The organism is Bradyrhizobium sp. B117, from assembly GCF_038969555.1.
GTDB lineage: Bacteria > Pseudomonadota > Alphaproteobacteria > Rhizobiales > Xanthobacteraceae > Bradyrhizobium.
In genome coordinates, this window is the sequence record NZ_CP152414.1 from 6,955,166 (window position 1) to 6,969,146 (window position 13,981).

14 protein-coding genes are annotated in these 13,981 nt (G+C 64.6%); 11 read left to right on the forward strand and 3 right to left on the reverse strand.

Annotated elements, in window-relative coordinates; translation table 11 throughout:
* Positions 1-55: 55 nt before the first annotated feature.
* The 8 genes from AAFG16_RS33775 to AAFG16_RS33810 all read left to right on the forward strand — a co-directional run bounded on the left by AAFG16_RS33775 (position 56) and on the right by AAFG16_RS33810 (position 6,108).
* Positions 56-1,675 (forward strand): GMC family oxidoreductase N-terminal domain-containing protein, encoded by a 1,620-nt coding sequence (locus AAFG16_RS33775; RefSeq protein ID WP_283080775.1) that lies wholly within the window; start codon positions 56-58, stop codon positions 1,673-1,675.
* Between the two features lie 12 nt (positions 1,676-1,687).
* Positions 1,688-2,569, forward strand: coding sequence for an alpha/beta hydrolase (locus AAFG16_RS33780; protein ID WP_342732275.1), 882 nt, complete (start codon positions 1,688-1,690; stop codon positions 2,567-2,569).
* A 134-nt stretch (positions 2,570-2,703) separates the two neighbouring features.
* Positions 2,704-3,648 carry a metallophosphoesterase gene (locus AAFG16_RS33785; RefSeq protein WP_283080777.1) on the forward strand — a complete coding sequence of 315 codons (945 nt, stop codon included), beginning with the start codon at positions 2,704-2,706 and terminating at the stop codon, positions 3,646-3,648.
* Positions 3,649-3,672: 24 nt separating this feature from the next.
* On the forward strand, positions 3,673-4,011 hold the full coding sequence (locus tag AAFG16_RS33790) for a cupredoxin family copper-binding protein (protein ID WP_235539447.1): 339 nt from the start codon (positions 3,673-3,675) through the stop codon (positions 4,009-4,011).
* A 115-nt stretch (positions 4,012-4,126) separates the two neighbouring features.
* Positions 4,127-4,675 carry a sigma-70 family RNA polymerase sigma factor gene (locus AAFG16_RS33795; RefSeq protein WP_342732278.1) on the forward strand — a complete coding sequence of 183 codons (549 nt, stop codon included), beginning with the start codon at positions 4,127-4,129 and terminating at the stop codon, positions 4,673-4,675.
* Positions 4,672-5,439 (forward strand): anti-sigma factor, encoded by a 768-nt coding sequence (locus AAFG16_RS33800; RefSeq protein ID WP_342732280.1) that lies wholly within the window; start codon positions 4,672-4,674, stop codon positions 5,437-5,439. The genes AAFG16_RS33795 and AAFG16_RS33800 overlap by 4 nt, the downstream gene beginning before the upstream one ends.
* A gap of 69 nt (positions 5,440-5,508) precedes the next feature.
* Positions 5,509-5,790, forward strand: a complete 282-nt coding sequence (locus AAFG16_RS33805) for a type II toxin-antitoxin system RelE/ParE family toxin (protein ID WP_283080780.1) — start codon at positions 5,509-5,511, stop codon at positions 5,788-5,790.
* Between the two features lie 12 nt (positions 5,791-5,802).
* Positions 5,803-6,108 carry a HigA family addiction module antitoxin gene (locus AAFG16_RS33810; RefSeq protein WP_342732283.1) on the forward strand — a complete coding sequence of 102 codons (306 nt, stop codon included), beginning with the start codon at positions 5,803-5,805 and terminating at the stop codon, positions 6,106-6,108.
* Between the two features lie 24 nt (positions 6,109-6,132).
* Here the strand turns inward: AAFG16_RS33810 and AAFG16_RS33815 are convergent, their stop codons facing one another.
* Both AAFG16_RS33815 and hpnO read right to left on the reverse strand, forming a co-directional pair.
* Positions 6,133-6,537, reverse strand: coding sequence for a GFA family protein (locus AAFG16_RS33815; protein WP_283080782.1), 405 nt, complete (start codon positions 6,535-6,537; stop codon positions 6,133-6,135).
* 117 nt (positions 6,538-6,654) lie between these two features.
* Positions 6,655-8,046 carry an aminobacteriohopanetriol synthase HpnO gene (gene hpnO / locus AAFG16_RS33820; protein WP_283080783.1) on the reverse strand — a complete coding sequence of 464 codons (1,392 nt, stop codon included), beginning with the start codon at positions 8,044-8,046 and terminating at the stop codon, positions 6,655-6,657.
* A gap of 140 nt (positions 8,047-8,186) precedes the next feature.
* Here hpnO and AAFG16_RS33825 point away from each other — a divergent pair, with 140 nt between their 5' ends.
* Positions 8,187-8,810 carry a DUF2147 domain-containing protein gene (locus AAFG16_RS33825; RefSeq protein WP_283080784.1) on the forward strand — a complete coding sequence of 208 codons (624 nt, stop codon included), beginning with the start codon at positions 8,187-8,189 and terminating at the stop codon, positions 8,808-8,810.
* Here AAFG16_RS33825 and AAFG16_RS33830 read toward each other — a convergent pair.
* On the reverse strand, positions 8,778-11,366 hold the full coding sequence (locus AAFG16_RS33830) for an MMPL family transporter (RefSeq protein ID WP_342732286.1): 2,589 nt from the start codon (positions 11,364-11,366) through the stop codon (positions 8,778-8,780). The two genes, AAFG16_RS33825 and AAFG16_RS33830, sit on opposite strands and share 33 nt — an antisense overlap.
* Positions 11,367-11,817: 451 nt before the next feature.
* Between AAFG16_RS33830 and ispH the strand changes: the two genes are divergently transcribed.
* Together ispH and hpnH are read left to right on the forward strand one after the other, a co-directional pair.
* Positions 11,818-12,744 (forward strand): 4-hydroxy-3-methylbut-2-enyl diphosphate reductase, encoded by a 927-nt coding sequence (gene ispH, locus AAFG16_RS33835; RefSeq protein WP_342741012.1) that lies wholly within the window; start codon positions 11,818-11,820, stop codon positions 12,742-12,744.
* Positions 12,745-12,780: 36 nt separating this feature from the next.
* On the forward strand, positions 12,781-13,941 hold the full coding sequence (gene hpnH / locus AAFG16_RS33840; RefSeq protein WP_283080786.1) for an adenosyl-hopene transferase HpnH: 1,161 nt from the start codon (positions 12,781-12,783) through the stop codon (positions 13,939-13,941).
* The last annotated feature ends 40 nt before the right edge of the window (positions 13,942-13,981 follow it).

The window sequence follows — 13,981 nt, forward strand, 5'->3', positions numbered from 1 at the left end:
GCGCGTGGAAGCCCGGGACAAGCCCGGGCATGACGCCTGTTTGGGTGGAAGCAGAATGCCAAGACGGCTCGAAGGTGAGTTTGACTATATCGTCGTCGGAGCCGGCACCGCCGGCTGCATCCTCGCCAACCGGCTGTCCGCCGAGCCAAAGAACCGTGTCCTGATTCTCGAAGCCGGCGGCGACGACAACTGGATCTGGTTCCATATCCCGGTCGGCTATCTCTTCGCGATCGGCAATCCGCGCTCGGACTGGATGTTCAAGACCGAGGCCGAGCCGGGCCTGAACGGCCGCGCGCTCGCCTATCCGCGCGGCAAGGTGATCGGCGGCTGCTCGGCGATCAACGCCATGATCTCGATGCGCGGCCAGGCCGCCGACTACGATCACTGGCGCCAGCTCGGCATGACCGGCTGGGGCTATGACGATGTGCTGCCGCTGTTCAAGCGGCTGGAAGACCACTTCCTCGGCGCGAGCGAGCATCACGGCGCCGGCGGCGGCTGGCGCATCGAGGCGCCGCGGCTGTCGTGGGCGGTGCTCGACGCCGTTGGAGACGCCGCCGAGGAGATGGGCATCAAGCGCATCCCGGATTTCAACACCGGCGACAACGAAGGCACCAGTTACTTCCATGTCAACCAGAAGCGCGGCCGCCGCTGGTCATCGGCACGCGGCTTCCTCAAGCCGGCCCTGAACCGCCCCAATCTGCGGCTCGAGAAGCATGTGCTAGTCGATCGTCTCATCATCGAGCAGGGCCGCGCCGTCGGCGTGCGTTTCATCCAGAACGGCGAGATCATCGAGGCGCGTGCCAAGCGCGAAGTCGTCCTCTCGGCCGGCTCCATCGGCTCGGTGCAGGTGCTGCATCGCTCCGGCATCGGGCCTGCCGACTGGCTATCACCGCTTGGCATCGACATCGTCATGGACAAGCCCGGTGTCGGCCGCAATTTGCAGGACCATCTCCAGCAGCGCGCGATCTACAAGGTCGAGGGCGTACGCACGCTGAACGAGACCTATTACAATCTGTTCCGACGCGGCCTGATGGGGCTCGATTACGCCTTCCGCCGCCGCGGTCCCTTGACGATGGCGCCATCGCAGCTCGGCATCTTCACGCGTTCCGACGCGACGCGCGCGCGGGCCAACATCCAGTTCCACGTGCAGCCGCTGTCGCTCGATAAGTTCGGCGATCCGCTGCACCGCTTCCCCGCGATCACGGTCAGCGCCTGCAATCTTCAGCCGACCTCGCGCGGCACCGTGCGCCTGCGCACGGCGACGCCCGACGAGAAGCCGATCATCGCGCCGAATTACCTCTCGACCGACGACGACCGCCAGGTCGCCGCCGACGCCATCCGCACCACCCGCCGCCTGATGCAGCAGAAGGCGCTGGCAAAGTACCACCCGAGCGAATATCTGCCCGGCCCGTCGGTCGGCGACGACGAAGCCTCCCTCGCCAAGGCCGCCGGCGATATCGGCACCACCATCTTCCATCCCGTCGGCACCGCCAAGATGGGCGCAGCGAACGATCCCATGGCGGTGGTCGATGAGCGCCTGCGCTTCTACGGCCTCGGTGGCCTGCGCATCGTCGACGCCTCGATCATGCCGACCATCACCTCGGGCAACACCAACACGCCGACGGCGATGATCGCGGAGAAGGGCGCGACGATGATCCTGGAGGATGCGAAGTAGCATCGCATCGCCATGGTCAATCCGCACCGCTTTTCAATTGGCCCCGCCGGCGCAGAGATCGCCATGTTGCAATGGGGCGAGAGCGGGAAACCGCCCGCCCTGCTCGTGCACGGCACCGGTTTCGTCGCCGACGTCTGGGACGAGGTCGCACGCGAGCTTGCATCGACCTACACCGTCTACGCCCTCGACCGCCGCGGCCACGGCGCCAGCCACAAGCCCAGCACCTATCACTTCCTGGACTTTGCCGACGACGTCTGCCGCGTCATCGATGCGCTCGGGCTGCGCGACGTCTACGGCATCGGCCACAGTGCGGGAGCGACCGACCTCCTGCTCGCAGCAAAGCTATTGCCCGGGCGTTTCACGCGCCTGTTCGTGATGGAGCCGACCATCATGGACCCGCGCGCGGCACACTCCGGCGGATTGGACGAAGGGGCCCTGTCCCGCGTGCAAGGCGCGCTGCGCCGGCAGGCGGAATTCGACAGCCACGATGCCGTCTTCAACCGCTACCGCGCGGCACCGGCATTCGCGGATTGGACCGAAACGTCACTGCGGGCCTATGTGCGTCACGGCTTTATGCCGCTCGAGGATGGCCGGGTCCAGCTCTGCTGCACGCCTGAGATCGAGTCGGCGATGCTGCGTCCGATCTACGAGGCGATGACACAGGTTTACGTGGGCGATTCCCGCGGCAATCCGTTTGCCTCGCTCGCCGAGATCGACTGCCCGGTGCGCATCACCACCGCCGCGAAGTCGGGGCCGATCTACAAGGTGATGGCGGCGCGTGCGGTCTCGCTGATTCCGCGCATCAGCACGCTGGTCTTTGAAGGCGCCGGGCACTGCGTGGCGCAGGAAACGCCGGCATCCGTGGTGGAAGCCGTGCGGGAGTTCGCGAACTAAGTCTCGTGCCCCGGACGCGCTGCGTCCGGGACACGAGAGCCGCCTCACGAAATCGTCATCGCGTCCGGGAATAAGCCTCCCCCTCCCGCAATCACCTCCCCGCAGCCCTATTCCGGGCGAAGCGGAGAGGTGCGATGAGCGGACACGATCACGGGGACGACGGCGTCAGCCGCCGCAAGGTGCTGGAATGCATGACCTGGGCCGGCACGGGGGTGCTCTGGACCGTCACGGGTGGCGTGCCGCGCTCGCTCGGCATCATCGATTCGGCTGAAGCCGCGACGGCGGCCACGCCCGGCATGACCTTCCTCCAGATCAGCGACAGCCATGTCGGCTTCGACAAGCCGGCCAATCCCAACGCGCTCGGCACGCTGGAGGAGGCCGTGAACAAGATCAACGCGATGCCGGCAAAACCGTCCTTCATGATCCACACCGGCGACATCACGCATCTGTCGAAGGCCGCCGAGTTCGACAATGCCGAGCGCATCATCTCGCAGAGCAAGCTCGACGTGCACTACGTTCCGGGCGAGCATGACTTCCTCGACGAGGAGGTGAAGTTCTATCGCGAGCGCTACGGCCGCGGCACCAAGGGCCAGGGCTGGTACTCCTTCGACGCCGGCGGCGTGCACTTCGTCGGCCTCGTCAACGTCGTCGACCTCAAGGCCGGCGGCCTCGGCAATCTCGGCGCCGAGCAACTCGCCTGGCTCGCGGACGATCTGCGCGGCAAGTCGAAATCGACGCCAGTCGTCTTGTTCGCCCACATCCCGCTCTGGACCGTCTATCCCGAATGGGGCTGGGGCACCGAGGACGGCGGCCGCGCGCTGGAGCTCGTGAAGGGCTTTGGCTCGGTGACCGTGCTCAACGGCCACATCCACCAGGTGATGCAGAAGGTCGAGGGCAACGTCACCTTCCACACCGCGCGCTCGACCGCCTTCCCGCAGCCGTCGCCGGGGGCCGCCCCCTCGCCCGGACCGATGAAGGTCGAGGACGCAAAACTCCGCTCCATGCTCGGCGTTGCCAGCGTCAACTTCAAGCAGAACGAGCAGCGGCTCGCGATCATCGACACGCCGCTCCAGGGTTGATCCAGGGCCAGACGGAAGCTGACAATGAAAACCCTCAACCGCCGCGACTTCGGTGTCGACCTCGGTCTCGCTTTGGCCGCGGCCATCCTGTTGCCCGCCACAAAAGCCCGTGCCGACAACGACTTGGAAGTGCATATCGACAATTTCGTGTTCCAGCCGGCCGAGCTCAAGATCAAGGTCGGCACCACCGTGACCTGGACCAACCGGGACGACATCCCGCACACCGTGGTGTCGGCCGGCAAGTTCAGGTCCAAGACCCTGGACACCGACGACAAGTTCTCGTTCACCTTCACCAATGCGGGCGACTACAAGTATTTTTGTTCGCTGCACCCGCACATGACGGGGATGATCAAGGTTGAGTAACGTCTCCAACCAAGGCATCAACGTCTTGCCCGGCCGGTGGTCCCACGCCGGCCGGGCTCACGCGTCTTCGGCCGCGACCAAAGCAGAAGCAAAGCAAGAGGCAAAGCGAGGAGCGATGCCCGCCAACGACGATTTGCAGAAGGCCCAGCGCTTCCGCGAGGCCGCGCTGCCCTATCTCGACGACGTCTATACGCTCGCGCGCTATCTCTTGCGCGACGCCTCCGACGCCGAGGATGCGGTGCAGGAGTGCTATCTGCGCGCGCTGAAGCACTTCGACAGCTACCGTGGGCCGGCGATGAAGCCTTGGCTGTTCGCGATCCTGCGCAATGTCTGCAACGCCGAATATGCACGGCGGGCGCACCGGCCGAGCGCGATCGAGGATACGCCCGGCGCCGCCGAGCAGACGCCGCTCTGGCAGGAAAGCGAGGCAAGCCCCGAGACCGAGGTGCTGCGTAGCCGAGATGCCGGCACCATCCGCAAGCTGATCGACGCGCTCGCCGATCCGTTCAAGGAAACATTCGTGCTGCGGGAGATCAACAACCTGTCCTATCGTGAAATCGCCGAGGCGGCCGGCGTGCCCGTCGGCACCGTGATGTCCCGCCTCGCCCGCGCCCGCGCCATGCTGCGCGCGGCCTGGACGGCGGAAGAGGAGCATTCGAAATGACTTGCGACGAAGCAAAGATCCTGCTTCACGCGCTGCTCGACAACGAGCTGGACGCCGGCCATGCGCGCGAGGTCGAAGCCCATATCGCAAGCTGCCCGGATTGCGCCGCCGAGTTTGCCGCTCAGCGCGAGATGCAGCGCGTGCTCGCCGACACCGATTTGCGCTACACCGCGCCGGCCAGCCTCCGCACCCGCATCGAGGCCTCGTTGCCGCAGCCGCAGCGCCAGCAACCCACCCGCCGCTCCGTGCTGCGCGGCTTTGCCATGGGCTCGGCGGTCTCCGCGCTCGCCGCCTCCGGCGTCGTCGCCGTGGTGCTGCGTCAGGACGACCAGCAGCGCATCCTGTCGGAGGTCGTCTCCGCGCATCTGCGCTCGCTCCAGGCCGGTCACCTCATCGACGTGGTCTCGACCGACCAGCACACCGTGAAGCCGTGGTTCAACGGCAAGCTCGACGTTGCGCCCCCCGTGATCGACCTCACCGCGCAAGGCTTCACGCTGGTCGGCGGCCGGCTCGACTACATCGACGCGCGCGCCATCGGCGCCGTCGTCTACAAGCGCCGGCAGCACGTGATCAACCTGTTCGTGTCGCAGACGTCGAACGCGGAATATCGCGCACCGAAGACCGCGACCATGCAGGGCTTCAACTGCCGCCGCTGGGGCAATCGCGGCCTGAACTTCTGGGCCGTCAGCGATATCGGCGCCGACGAGCTCGCCGAGTTCGTCGACAAGTTCGAGGCCGCGATGAAGGCGAATGTAGAGGGGTAGACTCAAGGTATGTATCACACACTGATACATTCTCCTTGTGTCTGTATCAGACTATGATACACTGCCTCGGTGATCAGAACGTTTCGGGACAAAACCACTGAAGCGGTCTTTAACGGCGAAAGTCCAAAGGGCTTTCCGGCCGACCTCGTGAAGGTTGCGCGGCGGAAGTTGCGCTATCTTCACGCGGCCGCCGAGCTCGGCGACTTAAGGGCGCCGCCCGGCAACCGCCTCGAAGCCTTGGCAGGCGATCGCAAGGGACAGCACTCGATCAGGATCAACGATCAATTCCGAGTGTGCTTCATCTGGACCGCGGAAGGTCCCGCTGAGGTCGAGATCGTGGACTATCACTAAGAGAGCGAGAAGATGGCGAGAAAGCTCAAGCCCATGCATCCTGGTGAGGTTCTGCGGGAAGAATTTCTGATCCCGCTGAACATGTCCGCCGGCGCGCTCGCCAAGACATGCGGCCTGCCGCGCACGCGCATTGAGCGGATTGCGAGTGAGCAGACCGGGATTACCGCCGACACGGCACTTCGGCTTGGCAAGGCGCTCGGCACGACCGCCGAACTTTGGCTCAATCTTCAGAACGATTTCGACATCCAGATCGCCAAACGCGATCTCGGCAAGGCGCTCGATCGCATCGAGACCGTCAACAAGCCCAAAGCGGCCTGAGCGATCGTACGGCGCCTGCGCGCGTTATTCGAGCGGGGGAAACCGTTCGAACACCGGCAATTCGTGCGCCCGCTCCATCCAGCCAATCCGCTCGGCGATCTGGATGTGCATCATGGCCGGAATGGCATCGGGGTCATCATAGGTGCCGCTCTGGATGTCGATGACGTCGGGCATCAGGTTTTCGTTGACGTAGAACAGCCCCGTGCCGCAATCGGCACAGAAGTGCCGGCGTCCATGCTCCGAGGAGTGGTAGATCTTCGGCTGGCCCCGCACCACTTTGACCGCTTCGCGCGAATACATCGCCCAGCCGACCATCGGCGCTCCCGAATGGCGACGGCAATCCGCGCAGTGGCAGAGCGCGTGCACCATCATGTCGCCGTTCACCTCGTAGCGGATCGCACCGCAATGACAGCCGCCAGTCACAGGCATCGCGCAACTCCTCTCCCGGTCAGGTCAATGCCGGGAAAGTAAGTGCCGATTTGGCGTTTCAGGAGGCAGACTGCTTCAGCAGGCCGCACGTCGCGACATCAGGCCGCGGCGGAGGCCTTACGCCGACCGCCGCACCGCGTTGTCCACCAGCGTCTTGCCGAGCGACCAGATCGCGCCGGGGACCTTGTGGCTGCCGGCGATGACGTCGTCGAAGGCGCGCTCGATCCAGTTGCAGTCTTCTTCGGTGATGGTGAGCGGCGGCAGCAGCTTGATGGTGTGGCTGCCGTGGCCGGCGACCTGGGTGAGGATCTTGTGGTCCTTGAACAGCGGCACGGTGATGAGCTGGCAGAACAAGCCCTTGTTGGCGGTCTCCAGCACGTTCCATGAGGCGCGCAGGCGCAGCGACTTCGGCGGGCCGAACTCGACGCCGATCATCAGGCCCTTGCCGCGCACTTCCTTCATCAGCTCGTAGCCGGGCACCATGCGCGTCAGCGCGAGGCGCAGCTCGGCGCCGCGCTTGGCGGCGGACTCGATCAGCTTCTCGGACTCCATGACATCGAGCGTGGCGATGCCCGCGGCCATCGCCAGGTCGTTCTTGGAGAAGGTCGAACCGTGCACCACCGCACGGTCCATCTGGTTGAAGATCTTGTCGAAGATGCTCTTGCGCGTCAGCACCGCGCCGACCGGCACGTGTCCGCCGGACAGCGACTTCGACAGCAGCACCATGTCGGGCTCGACGTTCCAGTGCTCGACTGCGAGGAAGCGGCCGGTACGGCCCATGCCGGTCTGGATCTCGTCGGCGACGAACAGGGTGCCGTATTTCTTGCAGAGCGCGGCCGCGCCCGGCAGGAACTCGTCGGTGGGCATGTTGACGCCCTTGCCCTGAATCGGCTCGACGACGAAGGCTGCGACCTCGCGCGAGGCCAGTGCCTTTTCCAGCGCGGCCAGGTCGTTGAACGGGATCGACGTGCAGCCCGGCAGCAGCGGCTCGAAGCCGGTGCGGAAGTTCGAATCACCCGTCAGCGACAGCGCGCCATAGGTCAGGCCGTGATAGCCGTGGGCGCAATAGACGATGCCGGGACGCCCTGTCGCGCCACGGGCGAACTTGATCGCCGCTTCGACGCATTCGGCGCCGGAATTGGCGAAAAACGCCTTGTCGAGATAGGGGACGTATTTCAGGAGGCGCTCGGCGAGCACGCCGGCGAGCGTCGAGACGTCGAACTGGACGAGATTGGGCAAATCGGCGTCCAGCACGCTCTTGAGCGCCTCGCGCATGACCGGATGATTGCGTCCGATCGCGAACACGCCGAATCCGGACAACAGGTCGAGATAGCGCGCCCCGTCGCGGTCGTAGAGGTACTGCCCCTGCCCCTTCTGGAAGCCGACATCGTAGCCGATGGTCTTCAGAACCCGGACGAACTGCTCGTTCAGGTACCGATTATGCAGAGCGCTGCGCTGGGCCTGACGGTCCGCGAACAGCTGAGACATGTCTGGATTTGGACTGTGCATCCGCTACATACTTCGGTTGAGGGCCGTCTCGTCAACTGAAAACGGACCGTTACTGAAAACGGCTGTGCGGCCTTTTGCCCTTTTTCGGACCATCTTCGCAAGCACAGCTTTAGACCATGTTGCACTGCCAAGGAACTCTCATGCGTTTAGCCCTTTACACCGGAATTATACTGGCTGGCGGTTACACCTGCCTGACCCCGGCGCTCGCCGCCGATCCCACCGGCGACTGGCGGGTCGCCGACGGCGTCGCCAACATCCGTGTCGCCCAATGCAATGGCAGCATGTGGGGCGCAGTTTCCTGGGAAAAACAGCCCGGCGGCCGCGACGAGAACAATCCGGATGTGTCAAAAAAGAACAGGCCGACGCTGGGCATGGCGACCCTGATCGACATGAAGAAGAAGCCCGGCGTCGATCAGTGGGAAGGACAGGTCTACAACGCCAAGGACGGCCAGCTCTACAGCGCGACCATCACGCCTGCCGGCACCGACCAGCTCGAAATCAAGGGCTGCGTGATGGGCTTCCTCTGCGGCGGCGAGACCTGGACCCGGGTCGGCCCGCCGATCCCCTTGAGCACAGCGAACGCCATGGCGAAGGGTGGACCGAAGTCCACGGCGCCGAAAGCCCAGAGCACGACGGGCGCCGCAGCGCCTGCAGCCCCCGCGCCCGCAGCCCCGAAGACCGCCGCTAAGCCCGGTCAGAAAGGCGCCGCCGACACGGTCGGCGACATCTGCCTACTCCCTGAGATTGCGGGGCTTGCCCATTAGGGCCGGCTGGAACAGCAGCACCGCGGCAAGCGTCGTCACCAGCGAGAGTGCGAGCAGCTTGCCCATGCTGGACGTGCCGGGATGGCTCGACAGCCACAGGCTGCCGAACGCAGTCGCCGTCGTCAGCGCACTGAAGAAGATTGCGCGCGTGAGGCTGGTCTGGAGCAGATTCGTTCTGCCCGAGCGCCAGGCCACGACATAATAGATCTTGAAGGCGACGCCGACGCCGAGCAGCAGCGGGAACGCGACGATGTTGGCGAAGTTGAGCGGCAGGCCGATCAACACGCAGATTTCGAGCGTCACCGCGCCGGCCACCAGCAGCGGCACCAGCGTCATCAGCACGTCGACGAACCGCCGCAGCGTGATCCACAGCAACAGGCTGATCACCAATAGCGCGTAGATGCCGGCGTGGATGAACGCCTTCACCACGGTGTCGCCGGACTTCAGGATCGAGACCGGCCCGCCGATCGCAGTCGGCTCGGCCGCGAGCACGGCGGCGGCAAATCTGCGCAGCGTGTCGTTGTCGTTGGGATCGCCCTTGGGCAGCGCCTCGACGCGGATGACGCCGTCCTTGCTCTTCCAGGCGCTGACGAGATCGGGCGGCAGCGAGGCCAGGGTTACGGGACCCGCCTGCATCGCGTTCCTGAGCTGGTCGAACACGATCTTCATCGGCGTGACGAACACGGCCTGCGCCTTGTTGCGCGTGGCCTCGTCGCCATTGGCGAGCTTCTCGAGCGCGTCCGCCAGCCGCCGCGAGGCGACCGCGCCAGGGCCCTTCGTATCACCGGCAGTCCGGCGCAGATTGTCGACCGAGGATTTCAGCGCCTCGACATTTTCCTGATCCGTCGGCGCCGCATCGATCTGGTCGGGGTTGAGCGCGGGGTTCAGCACCTTGGCGCCCTGCGCGATCAGCTTCAGCTTCGGCTGCTGGTCCTGCGGCACGAAGCTGTCGAGCGACATCACCCGCAGCACTTCCGGGACCTTCTCCAGCCTCGCCTCGACCTGCCTCGCCTGCTCCTCCGATGTGGTCATCACGTTGATGGCATTGGCGCCGGTGTTGGGATCCTTGCGCAGGTCGAGGAAGGTCGCGATCGATTCGGCATGCGGGTTGCGCAGGTTCATCGGGTTGAAGTCGAACTTCATGAAATAGAGCAGCGGCAGGCCGGCGAGCGCCAGCAGCAGCGTGCCGCCGACGACCAGCACACGGTGCTTCTCCAGGAAGTGATCGAGCGGCGCCAGGAAGGCGTAGCCGACCGGCTCCATCTCGCCGGGCGGGTTCAAGAGCTTCAGCAGTGCCGGCAGAACCGTGATCGAGGACAGGAATGCCACCAGCATGCCGACGCCTGCAATCTGGCCCAGCTCCGCGATGCCCTTGTAGTCGGTCGGCATGAAGCAGAGGAAGCCGGCCGCGGTCGCCATCGCCGCCAGCGACAGCGGGATCGCCGAACGCTTCGCCGCCAGCACCAGCGCACCCGTGAGGTCGTCGTGCTTGTAGCGCTCCGAGCGATAGCGGACGCTGTACTGGATGCCGAAATCGACGCCGAGGCCGACGAACAGCACCGCGAACGCGATCGACAGCAGATTGAACGAGCCCACCATCATCAGCCCGGCCGCGGTCGTGATCGCGAGTCCGACGAAGAGATTGATGAACACGGCGAAGATGATCTTGGCCGAATGCAGCGCCAGCCACAGGATCACCAGCACGACGAGGACCGTGCCGACGCCGTTCAAGACAGCACCTTCCTGCACGGTGGCGTATTCCTCGTTCGCGATCGGCACCGGGCCGGTCAGCCGCACCCGGGCCTGGAATTTGGTCGGGAAATCGAGCTCGGCGGCAGCCTTGCGGATCGCGTCGGTGGCGTCCTTGCCGGGCTCCAGCGCGTTGTAGTCGAGGATCGGCTTGAACTCGATGAAGGCGCGCCTGTCCGAATCCGACAGCGGCTGGTCGCTGACGAGCTCGCGCCAGGAGAAGGTCGCGTTGCCCTTGTTGACCACGGTCTCGACGGTCTGCGCGATCTGGTTGAAAGGCCGCTCGGTGCTGTCGAGCTTCACCTGCCCGCGCTTGACGCCGGCAAGCCCGGTCTCGAGCGCTCCCGTCAGGCCGCGGATCGAGGGATCGCCGGCCATGATCTCGATCAGGGGCGCTGCGGATTCGAACTGACTGGTCGCCTTGGCAACCTCTTCGGTCGGCAGGAACAACAGGCCGTTGCGCTCGAAGAACTCGCCGGTGCCGAGCTGCTGCATCGACACGAAATTGGTCTTGTCGTCTTTCAGCTTCGCATAGAGCGCGTCCGCCGCGGCGGTCGTCAGCTCGGGCGTCGCGGCCTCAACGACCGCGAGAATCGTCGCGTCGCGGTCGAAGGCGCGGTCGAACTGCTGGTCGCGCTGGCGCCAGTCGAGATTCTGGGAAATCAGCGAATTGATGTCGGTGTTGATGGCGAAGTGCCGCGCGGCGTAATAGCCCGCGCCGACCGACAGCAGGAGCCCGAGAATGACGACGAGGGAGGCAAACCGGGTGCAGGCCCTGACGATGGCAACGACTACGCTTTGCAGCACATCTTTTCTTTCTGGTGAACAGCTTGCCGAAAACGCCCGCTGTTTATCGGAGTTCCCGGGCGAAACCTATTGCTGTTTTGGGTGGCACTCGCCGCACCGAGGTTCGAGGTAAACGGCAAAGTCCGTCGCGAAATGCGGCGGTCGGTATAGCCGGGGAGTTAAGGCGGGAAAGTGGCGATGCGGTGAGCACAAAGGTCGCTTTGCCCACCGGGGGGTACCATATTATAGTACCGCATCGTTAGGGCAGCCGGGAACCCGGGTTCATTGACCTTTCCTTGCTGCCGATTTTTTGACACAAAGTATTGCGCCTCCATGCGCCGGAACCCCGATGGGGGTGGGTGGTTACCGCGTGCGCGAAACCAATGGTGCGGTTATTGCACCTGATTGGTCAGGGTCGGGGTGCCGCCGGGGACTTGAAGCGGATTGGTGCAACTTGCGTGATGGGCGTCCTATGGAAGTTTACCTAGCGCAGCCGCGCGGCTTCTGCGCCGGCGTGGTGCGTGCGATCGAGATCGTGGAACGGGCGCTGGAGAAGTACGGCCCGCCCGTCTACGTGCGCCACGAGATCGTGCACAACAAGTACGTGGTCGAGAGCCTGAAGAACAAAGGCGCGATCTTCGTCGAGGAGCTGTCCGAGGTTCCGCCGAAGGCCGTGACGGTGTTCAGCGCCCATGGCGTCGCCCGCAGCGTCGAGGAAGAGGCCGCCGCGCGCGACCTTCCGGTGCTCAATGCCACCTGCCCGCTGGTCACGAAAGTTCACAATCAGGGGAAGCGCTACATCACCAAGGGCCGGACCCTGATCCTGATCGGCCATGCCGGCCACCCCGAGGTCGAGGGCACGATGGGCCAGGTTCCCGGCCCCGTGCTGCTGGTCCAAAGCGTTGAAGAGGTTAACGCCCTGGCGCTGCCGGCAGATACGCCATTGGCCTACATCACCCAGACCACCCTGTCGGTCGACGACACCAGGGACATCATCGCGGCCCTCCAGGCCCGCTTTACAGATATTCAAGGTCCGGATATCCGGGATATCTGCTATGCGACACAGAACCGCCAATCTGCGGTAAGGGACTTGAGCAAGCTGGTCGACATGATCTTGGTGGTGGGCGCTGCCAATAGCTCGAATTCGAACCGGCTCCGCGAAATCGGCACTGAGGCCGGCGTCGCGAGTTATTTGATTGCCGACGGCAGCGAGCTCAATCCGGAGTGGTTGAAGGATGCCAGGACCGTCGGCGTCACGGCCGGCGCCTCGGCGCCCGAGGTACTCGTGGATGACGTGATCGAAGCGATGCGGCGGATCGGACCGGTGAAGGTTCAAGTGCTGCCGGGCCGCGAGGAAAACATCGAATTCAGGCTTCCGGCCGAACTGGCTGCGAGCTGACCTACCCCGAATTCCAATCCCAGAAAGAAACCTGCAATGGCTATCCCCTTCTTCAAGGAAATGCGTATCGGCGGCTATTTGCTCAAGCAGAAACTGCTTGGCCGCAAACGCTATCCGCTCGTGCTGATGCTGGAGCCGCTGTTCCGCTGCAACCTCGCCTGCGTCGGCTGCGGCAAGATCGATTATCCGGATGCGATCCTCAACCGCCGCATGACCGCGCAGGAGTGCTGGGACGCGGCCGACGAGTGCGGCGCGCCGATGGTCGCGATTCCCGGCGGCGAACCGCTGATCCACAAGGAGATCGGCGAGATCGTGCGCGGCCTCGTTGCGCGCAAGAAGTTCGTCTCGCTCTGCACGAACGCGCTGCTGCTCGAGAAGAAGCTCGACCTGTTCGAGCCCTCGCCCTACCTGTTCTTCTCGGTGCATCTCGACGGCCTGCGCGACCACCACGACAAGGCGGTGTCGCAGAAGGGCGTGTTCGACCGCGCCGTCTCCGCGATCAAGGCGGCCAAGGCGCGCGGCTTCACCGTCAACGTCAACGCCACCATCTTCGACGGCCATCCGGCCGAGGAGATCGCAAAATTCCTCGACCTCACCGTCGAGCTCGGTGTCGGCGTCTCGATGTCGCCGGGCTACGCCTATGAGCGCGCGCCGGACCAGGAGCACTTCCTCAACCGCACCAAGACCAAGAAGCTGTTCCGCGACGTCTTCGCGATGGGCAAGGGCAAGAAATGGAACTTCATGCATTCCGGCCTGTTCCTGGACTTCCTCGCCGGCAACCAGGAATACGAGTGCACGCCGTGGGGCATGCCCGCGCGCAACATCTTCGGCTGGCAGAAGCCCTGCTACCTGCTCGGTGAAGGCTACGCCAAAACCTTCAAGGAGCTGATGGACACCACCGACTGGGACACCTACGGCACCGGCAAGTACGAGAAGTGCGCCGACTGTATGGCCCATTGCGGCTACGAGCCGACGGCGGCGACCGCAGCGCTCAACAACCCGCTGAAGGCGATGTGGGTGTCGCTGCGCGGCATCAAGACCACTGGCCCGATGGTGCCGGAGATCGACATGTCCAAGCAGCGCCCGGCGCAGTACATCTTCTCGGAGCAGGTCCAGAAGAAGCTGTCGGAGATCCGCAAGGACGAAGCGCTCGCCGCCGAACAGAAGGCCGCGCGGAAGGCTTCGACCGCCGCGTAAGCGCGCGGACAACAGATACAAACAGAAAGGCCCGGTCGCG

Coding starts and splice junctions, on each gene's coding strand:
- AAFG16_RS33775 (WP_283080775.1), top strand. CDS start 56: ATGCCAAGACGGCTCGAAGGTGAGTTTGACTATATCGTCGTCGGAGCC.
- AAFG16_RS33780 (WP_342732275.1), top strand. CDS start 1,688: ATGGTCAATCCGCACCGCTTTTCAATTGGCCCCGCCGGCGCAGAGATC.
- AAFG16_RS33785 (WP_283080777.1), top strand. CDS start 2,704: ATGAGCGGACACGATCACGGGGACGACGGCGTCAGCCGCCGCAAGGTG.
- AAFG16_RS33790 (WP_235539447.1), top strand. CDS start 3,673: ATGAAAACCCTCAACCGCCGCGACTTCGGTGTCGACCTCGGTCTCGCT.
- AAFG16_RS33795 (WP_342732278.1), top strand. CDS start 4,127: ATGCCCGCCAACGACGATTTGCAGAAGGCCCAGCGCTTCCGCGAGGCC.
- AAFG16_RS33800 (WP_342732280.1), top strand. CDS start 4,672: ATGACTTGCGACGAAGCAAAGATCCTGCTTCACGCGCTGCTCGACAAC.
- AAFG16_RS33810 (WP_342732283.1), top strand. CDS start 5,803: ATGGCGAGAAAGCTCAAGCCCATGCATCCTGGTGAGGTTCTGCGGGAA.
- AAFG16_RS33815 (WP_283080782.1), bottom strand. CDS start 6,537: ATGCCTGTGACTGGCGGCTGTCATTGCGGTGCGATCCGCTACGAGGTG.
- hpnO (WP_283080783.1), bottom strand. CDS start 8,046: ATGCACAGTCCAAATCCAGACATGTCTCAGCTGTTCGCGGACCGTCAG.
- AAFG16_RS33825 (WP_283080784.1), top strand. CDS start 8,187: ATGCGTTTAGCCCTTTACACCGGAATTATACTGGCTGGCGGTTACACC.
- ispH (WP_342741012.1), top strand. CDS start 11,818: ATGGAAGTTTACCTAGCGCAGCCGCGCGGCTTCTGCGCCGGCGTGGTG.
- hpnH (WP_283080786.1), top strand. CDS start 12,781: ATGGCTATCCCCTTCTTCAAGGAAATGCGTATCGGCGGCTATTTGCTC.